This window comes from Gordonia sp. BP-119 (assembly GCF_016924115.1).
GTDB classification, from domain to species: domain Bacteria; phylum Actinomycetota; class Actinomycetes; order Mycobacteriales; family Mycobacteriaceae; genus Gordonia; species Gordonia hongkongensis.
In genome coordinates this window covers 29,844-46,151 of the sequence record NZ_JAFFZF010000036.1, presented here as the reverse complement: position 1 = coordinate 46,151, position 16,308 = coordinate 29,844, and the positions used below count along the sequence as shown (strand labels likewise).

The 16,308-nt window shown below is 66.0% G+C and carries 9 protein-coding genes and 2 pseudogenes; 10 read left to right on the top strand and 1 reads right to left on the bottom strand.

Annotation, left to right across the window (positions count from 1 at the left end; translation table 11 throughout):
• Positions 1–87: 87 nt before the first annotated feature.
• A complete protein-coding gene (locus tag JW364_RS18725; protein ID WP_205333986.1) occupies positions 88–3,099 on the bottom strand; it encodes a serine/threonine-protein kinase in 3,012 nt (1,003 codons plus the stop codon).
• Between the two features lie 217 nt (positions 3,100–3,316).
• Between JW364_RS18725 and JW364_RS18720 the strand changes: the two genes are divergently transcribed.
• The 10 genes and pseudogenes from JW364_RS18720 to JW364_RS18675 all read left to right on the top strand — a co-directional run bounded on the left by JW364_RS18720 (position 3,317) and on the right by JW364_RS18675 (position 16,303).
• Entirely contained in the window at positions 3,317–3,520 is a 204-nt protein-coding gene (locus JW364_RS18720; RefSeq protein ID WP_058252822.1) for a cold-shock protein, read from the top strand.
• Between the two features lie 202 nt (positions 3,521–3,722).
• Complete coding sequence (locus JW364_RS18715; protein WP_205334003.1) at positions 3,723–6,068, top strand: glycerol-3-phosphate 1-O-acyltransferase; 2,346 nt, start codon at positions 3,723–3,725, stop codon at positions 6,066–6,068.
• Positions 6,065–7,558 (top strand): HAD-IB family hydrolase, encoded by a 1,494-nt coding sequence (locus tag JW364_RS18710; protein ID WP_058252824.1) that lies wholly within the window; start codon positions 6,065–6,067, stop codon positions 7,556–7,558. The genes JW364_RS18715 and JW364_RS18710 overlap by 4 nt, the downstream gene beginning before the upstream one ends.
• Positions 7,555–9,009, top strand: a complete 1,455-nt coding sequence (locus tag JW364_RS18705) for a wax ester/triacylglycerol synthase domain-containing protein (protein WP_205333987.1) — start codon at positions 7,555–7,557, stop codon at positions 9,007–9,009. Before JW364_RS18710 ends, JW364_RS18705 begins: the two co-directional genes overlap by 4 nt.
• 69 nt (positions 9,010–9,078) lie before the next feature.
• Positions 9,079–9,312 carry a type II toxin-antitoxin system Phd/YefM family antitoxin gene (locus JW364_RS18700; protein ID WP_065629468.1) on the top strand — a complete coding sequence of 78 codons (234 nt, stop codon included), beginning with the start codon at positions 9,079–9,081 and terminating at the stop codon, positions 9,310–9,312.
• The gene (locus tag JW364_RS18695) at positions 9,309–9,707 is read left to right on the top strand and encodes a type II toxin-antitoxin system VapC family toxin (RefSeq protein WP_065629469.1); all 399 of its coding nucleotides are present in this window, start codon (positions 9,309–9,311) and stop codon (positions 9,705–9,707) included. Before JW364_RS18700 ends, JW364_RS18695 begins: the two co-directional genes overlap by 4 nt.
• A 37-nt stretch (positions 9,708–9,744) precedes the next feature.
• Positions 9,745–11,198 (top strand): annotated as a pseudogene (locus JW364_RS18690) (DUF3375 domain-containing protein).
• Complete coding sequence (locus tag JW364_RS18685; RefSeq protein ID WP_065629471.1) at positions 11,195–11,773, top strand: DUF4194 domain-containing protein; 579 nt, start codon at positions 11,195–11,197, stop codon at positions 11,771–11,773. The pseudogene JW364_RS18690 and the gene JW364_RS18685 overlap by 4 nt, the downstream one beginning before the upstream one ends.
• Positions 11,766–15,161, top strand: a pseudogene (locus JW364_RS18680) (ATP-binding protein). The gene JW364_RS18685 and the pseudogene JW364_RS18680 overlap by 8 nt, the downstream one beginning before the upstream one ends.
• The gene (locus JW364_RS18675) at positions 15,158–16,303 is read left to right on the top strand and encodes a Wadjet anti-phage system protein JetD domain-containing protein (RefSeq protein ID WP_205333988.1); all 1,146 of its coding nucleotides are present in this window, start codon (positions 15,158–15,160) and stop codon (positions 16,301–16,303) included. Before JW364_RS18680 ends, JW364_RS18675 begins: the two are co-directional and overlap by 4 nt.
• Positions 16,304–16,308: the final 5 nt, after the last annotated feature.

Genomic DNA, 16,308 nt, shown 5'->3' with positions numbered 1-16,308 from the left:
CTACCTCTGCCCCGCACCCGCGCGGCGGGCGGTCTGGGGCCACGTTGTGGTTCAAGGCCACCGGCCCATCCGGGTATTCCCGGCCGGTCACGAACGGGTGCCGCCGGCGCCGAGCAACCGCTCGAGGAAATCCGGCGACAACGCTGACGGCGCGGGACGGTCACCGGCACGAACACCGCGGGCGACGTCGTCGACGAGCCGGGTGAAGTCGTCGCCGCCATCCAGCGGGAACCGAACCATGCCCGACGCTGCGCACTGCGCCAGGACAGCCAGGGTCTGTGCACGTGCCTCGTCCGGCCGCCCGGCCGCGTCGAGACACATCGCCAGGAGTCGTCGCGCCCGCAGAATCGCTCGGTGGCGGCCGCTGCCGACCAACCTGTTCATCCACTCCTGCGCCCATCGACAGGCGACGTCAGGGGCTTCGGCGGACTCGCCGGCGTCGAGCATCAACCGGATCGCGGTCTCGGCATGGAGTTGCGCGACGATCGCCGCGATGCCGCGTGTCGGCACCTCGGCGTCGGCGTCGACACGCGCAGACACCCCTCGACGAGCCGGCAGGTGCCTCACCACCTGCTCGTTCTCGGCGACGGCACGCAGCCGCGGGGTGTCGAGCCGCTCGGCGATGTCCACGGCTTCGTCGAGGTAGGACCCCGCGACCGCCCGGTCACCGTGGCACAACGCCACGCGCGCCCCGACGAGATGCCGAGCCTCGATCATGTCGACGACGCCTTCGGCGGCCCCGATGAAGAAGCTCTCGTCGAGCAGCCGTTCGGCTTCGTACAGATCACCGCGCTCGTACCGGACCGCCGCGAGAAGGGCGCTGGCGAGCTGCGCGCCCTGCGACTGGGTCGACGAACCCTGTTCGCGCGACAACCGCAGTCCCGTACGGAAGCATGCTTCGGCACGATCGAGGTCGAGCTGTTCGACGTAGGCGAGCCCGTCGAGTCCGTAGCCGTACATGACCGCGTACGGACCGGTGTTGCGTCGGTGTGCCGGGATCGCGCGTTGTTGCCAGCGGTGAGCCTCGTCGAAGTCGAATCGCAAGGTGGCGCCGAGGGTCCCGACATTGTGGATGGCCGACACGAGGAACGGCGGCAACCCGTCGAGGTCGTCGGCCAGGCGCGCCACCAGTTCGTCGAGCCCGTCGAGCCGGTCGGAGATGGCGCGCACGCACGCCTCGGCGATGTCGGCCTCACGGCGAATTCCCAGGGCAGCATCTGACCTCGCCAGTCGCTCGAGTGCGACCCGCGCCCGTTCGAGGGAGGCTTCGGCGAGCGCGGCGCGGTGCAGGAGGAGGTTCGCCCACGCGAGTTGCATCTGCAGGATCGGGTTGGCCGCCACCGTCACAGGCGGCAACTTCTCCATCAATGTGATCAGGGTGGTCATTCGCGAGTGTTCGATGAGTGACCGGCCGTCGGTCTCGACGAGTTCGATGGCACGGTCCGCATCACCGGCGGCGAGCGCATGGTCGACAGCCTCGGTCAGCATTCCGTGCCCCGCGAACCACTCCGACGCCCTGCGGTGCAGTTGCGGAATGAGTTGCGGTTCATCGCGTTCCAGCCTGCGCCGGAGAAACTTGGCGAACAGGGAGTGGAATCGGAACCACTGTCCGGCCTGATCGACCCGGGTGAGGAACAGGTCACGGAGCTCGATCTCCTCGAGCATGGCCTGTCCTCGCTCCTCGCCGCTCAGCGTGGTCGCGAGATCGGCGCAGATCCGTTCCGGCAGCGAGACGGTGAGCAGGAAGTGCAGGACCTCCGGTTCCAGCACGCCCAGGACGTTCTCGGCGAGGAAGTCACCGATGGCATGGTGCCGGCCGGAGATGTCACCGATCAGCTCGCCGGGACGCCCGGATCCGCCGACGGCGTCCGGGGCCGCCCGGCGCAGTGCCTCGACGAGGTCGGCGAGAAACCGTGCGACGTCGTTGTCGGTGTCGTCGACCGTCAGCCACGCCACCGGCACGCCGTCGACGGCGAGCTCCTCGGCCCACTGGGCCGCGACCGTGGTCTTCCCGTAGCCGGTGGGTGCGTGGATGAGCGTGAGACGGCGCAGCTTCCCGTCGCGCAGTGTCTTCAGGAGTCGGGTCCTGGTGACCTGCGCCCGAGGCCGGACGGGTGGGCGGAACTTCGTCGACGGCATGGGCAGCGTCATCGTCGTCCGCCGCCGCCGCGGCGTCGAGGTGGCAGGCTCCGAGGACCCGTCCGGCAGCGCCATCCCGTCGAGTCGCACCCCGAGCCGCCGCTGCGCGTTCCGCAGTTCCTCGCCCAGCTCTGCCGCCGACCCGGGGCGGTCCGCGGGTTCGCGTGCCATCGCATGTTCGATGCAGCCGGACACCTCCGCGGGGAATCCGGCAGACGTGAGATCGGGGACTCCTTCGCTCGCGACGCGGAGGAAGTGCGCGACCACTTGCTCCCCGCTGCGCCTCTCGAACGCCGCGTGGCCGGTCAGCGCACAGAACAGGGTCGCGCCCAGCCCATAGACGTCGGAGGTCACTGATGGCGTCGCACCGGCGAGGAGTTCGGGCGCGGTGAAGGCGGGCGAACCGGTGACCAGATCGGCGTCGGTCTCGAAGCCGCCGGAGATACGGGCGATGCCGAAGTCGGTCAACTGGGGTTCGCCGTATTCGGTGAGCAGGATGTTCCCCGGCTTGATGTCGCGGTGCAGGGTGCCCGCCCGGTGGGCCGTCTCGAGCGCACCGGCCACCTTGATGCCGAGCCGGAGCACGTCGCGCCAGTCGAGCGGACCGTCCCTGCGGATGCGCAGATCCAACGATGCGTGGGGGTGGTATTGCATCACGATGAACGGAAAGCCCTCGGGCGTGGATCCGACCTCGAGGATGTTGACGATGTTCGGGTGCCCGGAGAGTCGTCCCATCGCACGCTGCTCACGCACGAACCGCTCGAGGTTCTGCGCGTCGAGGTGGTCGGTCAGCACCTTGACCGCGACATCGCGGTCCAATGCGGGCTGGCGGCAGCGATATACGGCACCGTAGCCACCACGACCGATCTCGACCGGATCGGCGAAACCTGCTTCCACCAGTTCACCGGCGACGTCGCGGACGGCATCGCGTTGTGTGGTCAGCGGATCGTTCTCGGCCATGACGTGCCTCGATCGCAGGTCGATCGCGTGGTGCCCTGTCCTGTCTACTCACGCAGACCCCGAACACCCGGGTTTCGTTCTCGAACGGGGTACCCGCGCAGCGGACCGCCCACAACGATTGCGCCCTGCGTTTCCCAACGGTCCTCATCTGTGACAGAGTTGACGGGCGGCCATCGGTCTTGGTGGTTGCGCACACTGAAGAAAGAAGTACAGCAGTATGGCACAGGGAACCGTCAAGTGGTTCAACGGCGAAAAGGGCTTCGGCTTCATCGCTCCCGACGACCAGGGCGCAGATGTCTTCGTCCACTACTCCTCGATCCAAGGTAGCGGCTTCCGCAACCTCGAAGAGAACCAGCGCGTCGAATTCGACGTCGAGCAGGGCGCCAAGGGCCCCCAGGCTACCAACGTCAGCGCGCTCTGAGCTCCTGACTTGCGCGAAACGCCCCGGACGGCCACTCGGTCGGATGGGGCGTTTCGTCGTCTCCGGACCGAACATCATCTGGCCGGACCGGTTACACACGAAAGTCCTCGCGGCGCGTCGGTCGTCCTGACGAAAACCACCCCCCCTCGGCGTAGTCCACGTCACAATTAGGCGGGGCCGGACCCCAGGAGACGTGAGGGTGATGCAGGTGACCGATCCGGTGGTGGTGCTGACCAAAGCCCGTACGTCGTGCGAGATGCGGGCGGTACGCGAGTGGACGGCGGCGAACTATCCGGACGCGACGATCTCCCGATCGGCGGAGATCGACTTCGACGGCATGGCGCCGGAGACGTTGCTCGTGCCTGTCCGGGCGGTCTGGCTCCCGGCGGTCCGGCAGGGTGAGCGGCGGGTCACGCTGGGCGACGTCCTGGTGCTGTCCAATCCCCGGCGGCCGCTCGGAGCGGTCCAGCCGCTGATCCGGAAGAGACGTCCGGACAGTCTCCGCGTCGTTGCCGGTGCACCCGCCACGATCGAGGAACTACGCACCCGGTATGCCCATCACCAGGCGCAGGGTGCGCCGTTCGCCCAGTTCGTCCTGTTCCAGGCGTCGGTGTCGGCCGAGCGAGCCGAACGCCAGATCGTCGGTGATCGCTACAAGGTCCCCCGGCTGGTCGCCGAGCAGATCAGCAGTTCGTCGCGATTCCAGACGTCCGCGGCCAAACTCGCAGCCGAACTGGGTCGGCCCACCGATGCGGTGGTCGCCGAGGCCACCGACAAACTCTCGACCTTCGTCGCCACCCAGAGCCGGCTCATGGACGACGTGTTCTCGGCGACCTTCAACCGACTGCACGAGCGGGCCTGGAACGTCACCGTCGACGTCGAGAACCTCAACACCTTGCGCACCCTCAACAGGTCCACCGGCCTGATCTTCCTGCCCTCCCACCGGTCCTATGTCGATCCGCTGGTCCTGGCGAAAGTGCTGCGCAACAACGACTTCCCACCCAACCTCGTGCTCGGCGGGAACAATCTCTCGTTCTGGCCGGTGGGCCCGGTGGCCCGCCGCGCCGGCATGATCTTCATCCGACGCAAGTTCGGCGCGGACCCGGTCTACAAGTTCGCGATGCGCTCCTACCTCGCCTACATCGTCGAGAAGCGCTTCAACCTGGAGTGGTACATCGAGGGCGGTCGCAGCCGGACCGGCAAGCTCCGGAAGCCCAAACTGGGACTGCTCACCTACGTCGTCGACGCGGTGGGGCAGCTCGACGAGGCCGACGTGACGATCGTGCCGACCTCGATCGTGTACGACCAGCTCCAGGAGATCGGCGCGATGGCGGCCGAGGACGCCGGTGGCACGAAGAAGCCCGAGGGCGTCGGGTGGTTGTTGCGCTACGCGAAGGCGCAGCGCGCCTACCTGGGCGAGGCCCGGGTGCGATTCGGGACCCCCATCTCGCTGCGGACCGCTCTCGCCGACGCCGGCGAGGGCCGCGCGCGACTGGAGAAGGTCGCGTTCCGGGTGATGGACGAGATCAATTCCGCCACCCCGATCTCGGCGACCTCGCTGGCCGGTTTCGCCCTCCTCGGCGCGCACGACAGGGCGTATACGCTCGCGGAGATCGAGGCCATCCTGGCTCCCCTGCTCGACTACATCCGCCGGCGCGAGCTACCCGGCCCGGACCCAGCCCTGTGCCGCGGGGTCGGGCTGACCCAGACTCTCCGGGTCCTCGCCGGCAACGGCGTGGTGAGCTGCTTCGACGGCGGTTCCGAACCGGTGTGGTCCATCGTGCCGGACAACCACGCGGTCGCGGCCTACTACCGCAACGGGGCGCTCCATCACTTCGTCGACCGCGCGATCGTCGAGGTCGCCATGCTCGCCGTGGCCGACGGTGACGTCCGGGCCGACGACATCCCGCCGGACGAACACCCCGTCGGATACGACGAGACGGCCGACGGTCCGCTCGCCGACGAGGGGCTGCTCGCGGCGTCGCAACGGGAGGCCCTGCGAATCCGCGATCTGCTCAAGTTCGAGTTCTTCTTCCCGGCCAAGACCGAGTTCCTGCACCGACTCGGTCTCGAACTCGATCTGCTGGCCCCGGGCTGGCGTGCCGTGACGCCGACGCAGGAGTGGACCTACGAGATACTGCACGGCCATACCGGCGGACTCCTCGCCCGACGCACCCTGCAGCCGTTCTTCGACGCCCAACTGGTCTTCGCGACCAAACTCGTGGAACTCGGCACCGCATCGCGCGACAAGGAGGACCTGATCGTCGAATGCCTCGGTCTGGGACGCCAGCTGTCCCTGCAAGGTGTTGTGCGCAGCAAGGACTCGGTTTCCAAAGACCTCTACGACGGCTGTTATCAGCTCGCCGACAACCGCCACCTGATCCACGGCGAGGAGGTCGCGGACCTCGCGACCGCCCGCCGGGACTGGCTCGACGAGGTCGAATCGATGCGCGAGCGGCTGGCCCGGATCGCGTCGATCGAGGATCTCCAGCCTGCCGTGGGCGGAGCCGACACCATGGACACTATCTGGTCGGAGGGGACACGATGAGTGCCTTCACCGACCGGATGCGGGCCATCCGGTCGGCACCCACCGGTAAGAAGGTCGCCGCGCTGTTCGACTACGACGGCACCCTGATCGAGGGCTTCTCCGCCGCCGCCATCATGCGAGCACGCCTGCGCAGCATGGAATTCGGTTTCGGCGAACTCGCCGACTTCCTGCTCATCGGATTGCGCGGCGTCGTGTCCGAACAGGATTACGCGGAAGTGCTCGACGCCACGCGTCCCACGTTCGCCGGCAAGACCTACGCCGAGCTGATCGAGTTCGGCGAACACCTCTTCAAATACGAGACGGCGGCCAAGCTGCGGCCGCAGATGTGGCAGATCCTGCGCGCGCATCGGGAGATGGGACACACCATCGTCATCGCGTCGTCGGCGACCCGATTCCAGATCGAACCCATCGCGCGGGAGATCGAGGCCGACTTCGCACTCGCCACCGATGTCGAGGTCGTCGACGGGGTGGTCACCGGCAACATCCGGGGACGCCCGCTCTGGGGTCCGGGAAAAGCCGCTGCGGTACGCACCCTCGCCCGTGAGCACGGCATCGACCTCGACGCCTCCTTCGCCTACAGCGACGGCAACGAGGACATCCCGTACCTGGAGTCGGTGGGCAACCCGGCGGCGGTCTCCCCGCGCCGAATACTGCGGGCGGAGGCCGAATCCCGCGGCTGGCCGATCATCGACCTGAAGAACCCCACGTACAACCGGCTCGGGATGCTGGCCCGAACCGGCGCCTTCTACGGTTCGTTTCTCGCCTCCGCCGCGGTGGGCGTCACCACCGGGCTCGTTCGACGCGATCCCGCCGCACTCGTCGAGGCCCTGCCGACCGGTACCGACGTCGGGCTGTCACTCGCCGGGATCCACGTGCAGGTCCTCGACGGAGGCGAGTACCTCACGTCGGCGCGGCCGTGCGTGTTCCTGTTCAACCACCAGTCGAAACTCGACCTGCCGGTGATGATCAACCTCGTGCGGTCCGAGGCCACGGGGGTGGCCAAGAAGGAGGTGCAACGGGTTCCGGTGGTCGGGCCGATCCTGCAGCAGGCCGGGTTGGTGTTCATCGATCGCGCCGACCCGGGCCGCGCGATCGAACAGCTGGCGCCGGCCGTCACAGCTCTGCGGGACGAGGGAATGTCGCTCGTGGTCGCGCCCGAGGGCACCCGGTCGCCCACACCACGTGTGGGCAGGTTCAAGAAGGGTCCGTTCCACATCGCGATGCAGGCGGGTGTCCCCGTCGTACCGGTGGTCCTGCGTAACACCGGCGAGTTGATGTGGCGCGGTGCGCAACTCATCCGACCGGGGACCGTCGAGGTGATGGTGCTTCCGCCGGTGGACACCAGCGACTGGTCGCCCGACGAGATCGGCGACCGCGCCGAGGAGGTCCGGCAGATGTACATCAGCGCCCTGGCCGACTGGCCGCTTGACTTCTTCGCCGACGACGACGCCCGGCCACCGGTCGAGGTACCGGAAGAGAGGCAAGTGTGAGCGAGGAACCGGACCTGACCGACGGGGTGGACCGACCGCTCGACTGGGCCAACGAGCCCCACATGAGCTCGGTGGACACCATCATGTGGCGAGGCGACACCGATCGCCGGATGCGCGGGACCATCTGCATGCTCGAGGTGTACGACTGCGCCCCGGACTGGGACCGGCTCGTGGCTGCCCACGAATGGGGAAGCCGAATGGCCCCGCGATTCCGGCAGCGCGTCGTCGACTCCCCGTTCGGCATGGGAACGCCCAGCTGGGCAGTCGACCCGGACTTCGACCTGCACTACCATCTGCGCCGAATCCGTCTGGGCGGCAACGGCAGCATGCGTGAGCTGCTCGTCACGTGCGAGCAGCTCGCGATGACCGCGCTCGATGCCGCACGGCCGCCGTGGGAGGGCACGCTGATCGAAGGGCTGCCGGACGGCAAGGCAGCATACTTCCTCAAAGCCCACCATGCGCTCACCGACGGCCTGGGCGCGATCATCGGACTCGCCCAGCTGCATTCGCCCACACGCGAACACAATCCGGGCAAACCCCAGCCGCCGAGTCCCGACCCGGTGAACATCACGCCCGTCGACCTGCTCCGCCGGCAGGTGGGCGAGGAGATCCGGCGGATCCCGCATCGTGTCGACACGACCTTCCGCGGCGTCCGCGCGCTGGCACATCCCCGCCAGGCAGTGAGTTCCGTTCTCCGCTATGGTCGCTCGGTTCCACGCGTGGCGGGCCTGGTCAGTCCCCCGGGTTCCCCGTTGCTCGCGCACCGGAGCCTGTCGTGGCGTTTCAGCGCGTTCGAGGTCCCGTTCACCGACCTCAAGGCGACCGCGACGGCGACGCGGGCGTCGATCAACGACGTCTACCTCGCCGGGCTCATCGGCGGCTTCCGCCTCTATCACGAGAAGATGGGCACCCCGATCGAGACGATGCCGGTCGCGATCCCGATCTCGGTGCGGCGTCCGGAGGATCCGGCGGGTGGCAACCGGATCGCGGTGGGACGGCTCGCCGGACCGGTCGGGATCGCCGACCCCTTCGAGCGGGTCCTCACCATCCGCGAACAGGTCCGCGTCGCCCGGCACGAACCGGCCGTCGACATCTTCAACACCCTGGGCTCGGTGATGGCCTGGTTGCCCGGATCGGTGCTCATGCAGTTCAGCGGCACGACCAGCCAGAACGATCTGCAGGCCAGCAACGTGCCGGGCATTCCGTGGGACACCTACGTGGCCGGCGCCAAGGTCGAGCGGATGTTCCCGTTCGGCCCGCTGCCCGGCTGCGCGATGATGGCGACGATGATCACCCACAACGGAACGGCCTGTCTCGGAATCAATTCCGACGGCGCCGCGGTCACCGACCTCGAGTTGTTCGCCGACTGCCTCGTCGCCGGTTTCGGTGAGGTGCTGGCTCTCGCCGCCGACGACGACGTCGTGCCGGGGGTTCTGCGACGGGTGGTGTGAGGGAACTCGTGGCCCACGTTCTGTGCATTCGAACCAGTCCGAATGGTCAGAACCGAGTAGAATCGGCTCATGAGAACCCTGAGCAGCACAGAAGCCAAGGCGCGCCTCAACGCCGTGCTGGCTGAGATCGAGAGAACCGGGGAAGAGATCACTATCACCACGCATGGCCGACCCGTCGCAGTACTCAGGCCCGTGGCACCACCTCCGCGTCGATTCGGGCAGTTCCCGGCCATGGTTGTTCCCGACGACTTCGACGCACCGCTGTCCGCCGACGACCTCGAGCGCTGGGAGTCGGGTTCGTGACCGATGTCCTGCTGGACACCAACGCGGTCCTGTGGCTGGTCAGCGAACCGGACCGGCTGTCACCCACCACCTTGGACATCCTCGCGAATCCCGGCAACGCTCTCTACGTGTCGGCTGCGTCGGCCTGGGAAATCGCCATCAAGACGCGGCTGGGCAGACTCGACGGAGCGCCACTCCTCGCCGCGTGGGAAGAAACCCTCTCGTCCATGTCAGCGACCGACCTCGCCATCGATTCCAGCGACGCGGTGACAGCAGGACAGCTCGCCTGGGAACATCGCGATCCCTTCGATCGCATGATCGTCGCTCAGGCCACCCGCCGAGGTCTGACCATCGCGACGAGCGATCAGGTCATCCAGACCGGCACGCTGACACCTGTCATCGACACTCGCCGGTGAGTCCTCGGTGTCAGTCCCCTCCCCTAGAGTGGAACTCATGGACTTTGATGCGTTCACCACTCTGTGGGAACGCCATCCCGCGTGGCGGCTCCTGCGCGCCCACCACTCCCCGCTCATCCTGACGTTTCTCGGGACATTCTTCGTCGAGGGCAACCGTGGTGCGAGTTCAGCTGGAGAACTGGCCACCGCTCTGGATGATCTGCTCTACGACCTGAACACCTCGCTACCCACCAACGACGGTTCGGTTCGATTTCCCAAAGAACCCCGCGCCTACCTCGAGGATTGGGCCGGCACCGAGGCTGGGTTCCTACGACGCTTCTACCCCTCCGGCGACGACGAGATCTATTACGAGGTGACGCCGGCTTTCGAGAAGGCGTACGCCTGGATCGTCTCTCTACAGGGCAGAGCGTTCGTCGGTACCGAGTCGCGACTGCACACCGTCGTCGAGCTTCTTCGGCAGATCGTGGACGGCACCGAGGTAGACCCCGAGGTTCGACTGGCAGAGCTGCGGCGGCGTCGCGCCGAGATCGATGCAGAAATCGCCGCGGCCGAGTGCGGCGAACTGACGTATCTGGATCAGACCGGGGTTCGAGACCGCTATCAGCAGGTGGCGTCGACCGCACGTGAACTGCTCGCCGACTTCCGAGAGGTAGAAGACAACTTCCGCCTTCTTGATCGCTCGGCCCGCGAGAAGATCGCGTCCTGGACCGGGCCCAAGGGCGAACTCCTCGCCGACCTGGTGGGCAGCCGATCCGAGATCGCCTCGTCCGATCAAGGTCGTAGCTTCGGGTCGTTCTACGAATTCTTGCTGTCCGATTCGCGCCAGACGGAACTGGCAGACTTGCTTGCGAAGGTGTCGTCGCTGGAGATGATCGACGTCGACGAGCGCATCCGCAGCATCCATCACGACTGGTCCGAGGCTGCCGACCGAACCCAGCGCATGGTCCGACAGATCTCTGAACAGCTACGCCGATTCCTCGACGATCAGGTCTGGCTGGAGAATCGCCGCGTACTCGACCTGGTCCGGTCCGTAGAGGCTAGCGCCCTCGAGATTCGTGGCAGGACACCAGATTTCGGGCTCACTGTGGATCAGACCGGTATCGAGATCGCGCTGCCGTTCGACAGGCCACTCTATCAACAACCCGCCTCTGCGACCGTCGAGAGTCGGGTCGAGGACGCGACCGAGAACCTGGACGCAGACCTGTTGTTCGCCCAGACGTTCGTCGACCAAGCCCGCCTGGCAGCCAACATCCGCAGCATCCTCCCGGAGAGATCGTCGGCACTGCTATCCGATGTGGTCACCATGTATCCGATAGAACTCCGATAGAACAGGGTGCGGCCGAGATCGTCGGTTACCTCGCCCTCGACGATGACGATGTCAGCGTCGACATCGACGACACCGACGAGACCCTGCTCGAGTACGCCGACCCGAGTGACCCGAGCACGGTCAAACGTGCCCGGCTGCCGAGTGTCACTGTGAGGCGACGATGACCGACGACCACGCAATTTCGAGTGCCATAATCCGATTGATGCGGGGCGTGGTGTACCGCGAATCGGACGAGGACATCTGGGCCACACTCGAACGCTCGGGAGCCGGCGTACGCGATCACTTCACCACGATCGGCGTCGATGTCATCGTCGACGAGTCCGAGGGCTACGCCTATCTGCGCTCGCACCCGGAAGAGGAAGGCGAAGAGCCACTTCCGCGGTTGGTCCGCAGGCGGGCGCTGACCTACAACGTGAGCCTGCTGCTCGTGCTGCTACGCAAACGCCTGCTGGAGTTCGAGATCACCGGCGGTGAAGGACGACTCGTCCTGTCAACGGATCAGATCGTGGAGATGCTACAACTCTTCCAAGCCGAATCGACGAATGAGGCGCGCCTGGTCGAACAGGCCGATAACACCATCAAGAAGGCCGTCGAACTGGGCTTCCTGCGCCAGTTACGTGGGCAGACCGACCAGTGGGAGGTGCGTCGCATCATCAAGGCGTACGTGGATGCGCAAACACTGTCGGATTTCGCGGGCAAACTGCGCCAATACGCAGGAACCGCGGGCCCCGATGACTGACGGTCTGTTCTCAGCGGTCGAACTCGGGGGTGCCGGAGGCGCCGGGTTCCGATTGCAGCCGTCGAGGTGTTGAACTGGGGCACCTTCGACCGACAGGTGTGGCGGCTCACCCCCGACACAGACACCGCACTACTCACCGGCGACATCGGGTCGGGCAAGTCGACGCTGGTGGATGCGGTGACCACACTGCTGATGCCCGCACACAGGATCGCTTACAACAGGGCCGCGGGAGCTGAGGCCAAGGAACGCACGCTTCGCTCCTAGGTCGAAGGCCACTACAAGTCCGAACGACAGGAAGCAACCGGCCGCTCTCGCGCCAAAGGCCTTCGGCAGGAGCGCAATACATACTCGGTCATCCTGGGCGTCTTCAGCAATCGGGGATATGACGAGACGGTCACCCTGGCGCAGGTTTTCCAGCAGCGCGACACCGCCGGACAGCCCTACCGGTTCTACGTCACCGCAACCAAACAACTCGCCATCACGACGGACTTCGCCGATTTCGGTTCCGATTTGCGCGACCTTCGTAAACGCCTACGGTCCGGCGGGGCCGAGGTGGTCGACGAGTTCCCGAAGTACTCCACTTCGCTGCGCCGATTGCTAGGCATCCGATCAGAGCAGGCGTTGGAGCTACTACATCAGACCGTGTCGATGAAGTCCGTGGGCAATCTGAACGATTTCGTGCGCAACCACATGCTCGAGCCGAGCGACGCCGGCGAACGTGTCCGCGACATCATCGACCATTTCGACAATCTCACGAAGTCGTACGACGCGGTCAAACGCGCCCGCGAACTGCTCGAGGCGCTGGATCCCATCGTGGTCGCCACAGAGGAGTACGATGCCGCACTTGCCGAGCGCGAGGCTCTCGACGTACAGCGTGCGGCCATACGCCTGTTCATAGCCGAGAATCGCTCGCGCCTGCTGGCAGACGACATCGCCACCTATACGAGCCAGGGCGAGCAGCTCCTCCGCAACCAGGATGCGGCCAGAGGACGGCTACGCGAGTTGGCCCGCGAACGCGAGTCTCTGATCGAGGAGCGGGCAAGAGCCGGCGGCGATCGAGTCGGCGAACTCGAGCGACTCGCCGCCGTTGCCCGTGACGACGTGGAGAAGCGCCGTCACGGACGATCCCTCTTCGACGCCACCGTCACGGCTGCAGGCTTCGCCCCCGTCACAACGGTTGAGCAGTTCACTGATCTTCACGGCTTCATCACCCGCGAGACCACTACTCGTCGAGGCGAAGAGATCGCTCGATGCTGCGAGCGCCGACGCCATCGGCCGAGAGAAAGAAGCGGCCCGACGTCAGGAGACCATCCGGACCGAGCTCGACGATCTGCAGAAACGCACCAGCAACCTGCCACCCGACCAGGTCCAGATACGCGAACAGCTGGCCACCGACACCGGCCTGACACCTGCCGACCTGCCCTACGCGGGTGAACTGATCGACGTCGTCGAAGAACACAGCGAGTGGCGTGGCGCTGCCGAACGTGTCTTGCGTGGCTTCGCACTGTCGCTACTGGTACCGCAGCAGCACTACGATGCCGTGACGAACTGGGTCAACTCCCGCCGACTCACGTTCCACAATCACGGCGGCCGGACTGTCGGTGCCCGGCTCGTGTACGAACGAGTGCCGATCCGTCGAGTTCCCCTGCAGAGAAATGGCTCTGATCTACCGATTCTCGCTGACTGCCTCGAGATCAAGAGCGGGCCGTTCGAGGGCTATCTGCGCGACGAACTCCTCCGGCGCGCCGAACATCAGCGGGCCGCCACCATCGAGGAGTTCCGCGCTGCCAAGCGCGCCGTCACCCGCGAAGGTCAGGTGCGGTCCGGTGGCCGTCACGAGAAGGACGACCGACACCGGGTCGACGACCCACGCCGATGGGTGCTCGGATGGGCCAATGAGCGCAAGATCGCGGTCCTACGAGAGGATCTCGACGAGTCCGACCGCGAGCGCGTGGCTGCTTCGGCGGAGGTGGTGGCGCTGTCGGAGGAACGCGACGCCACCCAGAATCGCAGCGAGTCCCTGGCGCGGCTGGAAGGATTCCATTCCTGGGCCGAGCTCGACATCGAGGAAGCACAACGACGCGTCGCCACCCACGAGGCCGAGCGCGCCCGGCTCGAATCGGGGTCCTCACGCCTTCGCGAGATCACCACGGCGCTGGAGCAGAACGCCGCGCTCGCGGATTCCACGGCTGCCGCGATCGACGACCTCACCGGCAAGCTCGCAACCACCGCCGCCGCGAGTCATCGGGCCGAGCAGGACAAGAAGAGCGACGACGAGTTCGTCGCGGACCACCCGGAGGCTGAACTCGACGCCGCACGAGCATGCTACGACGCTCTGGAACGTCGGCTGGACGGCGGTGTTCCGGCAAGGGCAGCAGACTGCACCACAGCTCAAACGACACTGACCGCGACGCTTCATCAACGGATCGAGCGCCTCACCCGCGAGCTCGGCGGCTTCGGACAGCGCCTAACGCAGCACATGACCGAGGTTCTCCGCCGGTGGCCGGACCTGCGATCGGACATGGATGCCGACGTCGATGCCAGGGCGGATTTCGTCGCCCTCCGCGAACGGGTCGCGACCGACGATCTGCCGCGCTTCGAGCTCGAGTTCAAAGAACAGCTGAACAAGAACGCCATTCAAGAACTCGCCGGCTTCAACAACTGGCTCAACCGGCAGGCCGCATCCATCGACGAACGCGTGCGACGGATCAACGAAGCGCTGGGCGCCGTGCCCTACAACCCCGGTCGGTATATCCGGTTGGAGCGCGAGTCAACCACGAATCAGGATGTGGCACAGTTCCGCTCCGACCTGCGGAATCTGACGAGCGACAGTCTCGCAGTAGACGGCGATCAGTATTCGGAGCAGCGTTTCCTCGACGTCAAACGCATCATCGAGCGTTTCCGCGGACGGGACAATCACGCCGACCTCGACAAGAATTGGACGCGGCGTGTCACCGATGTGCGCAACTGGTTCGTGTTCTCCGCATCCGAACGCGATGTCGAGACGGACGTGGAGTGGGAACACTACAGCGATTCCGACGGCAAGTCAGGTGGGCAAAAAGAAAAGCTCGCCTATACGATCCTGGCCGCGTCCCTTGCCTACCAGTTCGGACTCGAGTGGGGTGTGAAGAAGTCGCGCGACTTCCGGTTCGCCGTCATCGATGAGGCATTCGGGCGCGGCTCTGACCTGTCGACCCGTTATGCGCTGGACCTGTTCGCCAAATTGGGTCTGCAGCTCCTGATCGTCACCCCTTTGCAGAAGGTGCACGTCATCGAGCCCTACGTGAAGGCGATCGGATTCGTCGACAATCCGACGGGCACTTTTTCACGCCTGCAGACGATGACGATTGAGGAATACCGGTCACGCCGTGACGGGCGTCTGCGGTGACCGATCGTTGGACCACCCCGGCCGACATCGCCGTCAAAGCCAGACGCCGCTGGGACGACGGGACGCTGCTCCGGACGTTTGCGAACCGAGAACCATTCGAGCCCATCGAGATTCCGCTGCGCGGGCCCACCGCGTCGCAGATAGGAGCAGATCTCGGCGCCGCTCGCGACTGGGTCACGGCGTTGGACGGCGGACGTCGTGGCGACACCAGGTACTCCCTGGTCTGGCAAACAATCGGCGGCCGGCACGTCGGGCGTAACACGCTTCCACGACGGGCGATCATCTCCACCTATGAGCAGGCGTGGGCACTTCTGAACGTGAAGGCAGCGGTACAGCAGTTCGAGAGGTTGCTCGAGCTCGCCGCCGACGATCCCGCGGTCCACGCGTGGCTGTTCCAGAACCCGTTTCGCGCAATAGATCTGGCATCGGAGTTTCCTCGACTGATCGACGCGCACCGATGGCTCGACACGCATCGGGACTCCCGACGCTTCCTGCGTGAGATCAGCGCACCTGGGGTCGACACCAAGTTCACCGAAAGGCACCGGGGAGTCTTGGCGTCGATACTCGGAGTGTCGTCGACGGCGTCCGGTTTCGTGACCGGGCTGGGTTTGCAGACGAAACCAGAGTTCGTGAGACTGCGACCGTCACCGTCGCTGGGACTTCTCGAGCACGTTTCGGAGGTGAGCCTCCGAGCTGACGAGCTCACCCGGATCGACTTGCGTCCCTCGCGCGTCCTGGTCATCGAGAACGAGATCACCTATCTCAGCGTCGATGTTCCAGCCCACGGAGCCGTGTTCTGGGGCAAGGGATTCGAGATCGACAGAATCGGGCGCCTTCCCTGGCTGACCGACGTGCCTGTTCGGTACTGGGGTGACCTCGACACACACGGCTTCGCGATTCTCGACCGGCTACGTGCCTGGCTTCCGCAGACCGAATCGATCTTGATGGATCGCGAAACATTGTTCGCGCATCGCGATCGATGGGTTACCGAGCCGAGCCCCACCACAGCCGCACTCCGCCACCTCTCACCCGCAGAACACGACCTGTACGCCGACCTCGCGGACGACTCGCTCGGTGAGCGGGTTCGGCTCGAGCAAGAACGCATCGACTGGGCGTGGGCTCTGGAGCATCTCGAACGGTAGTCGTG

Coding starts and splice junctions, on each gene's coding strand:
- JW364_RS18725 (WP_205333986.1), bottom strand. CDS start 3,099: ATGGCCGAGAACGATCCGCTGACCACACAACGCGATGCCGTCCGCGAC.
- JW364_RS18720 (WP_058252822.1), top strand. CDS start 3,317: ATGGCACAGGGAACCGTCAAGTGGTTCAACGGCGAAAAGGGCTTCGGC.
- JW364_RS18715 (WP_205334003.1), top strand. CDS start 3,723: ATGCAGGTGACCGATCCGGTGGTGGTGCTGACCAAAGCCCGTACGTCG.
- JW364_RS18710 (WP_058252824.1), top strand. CDS start 6,065: ATGAGTGCCTTCACCGACCGGATGCGGGCCATCCGGTCGGCACCCACC.
- JW364_RS18700 (WP_065629468.1), top strand. CDS start 9,079: ATGAGAACCCTGAGCAGCACAGAAGCCAAGGCGCGCCTCAACGCCGTG.
- JW364_RS18685 (WP_065629471.1), top strand. CDS start 11,195: ATGACCGACGACCACGCAATTTCGAGTGCCATAATCCGATTGATGCGG.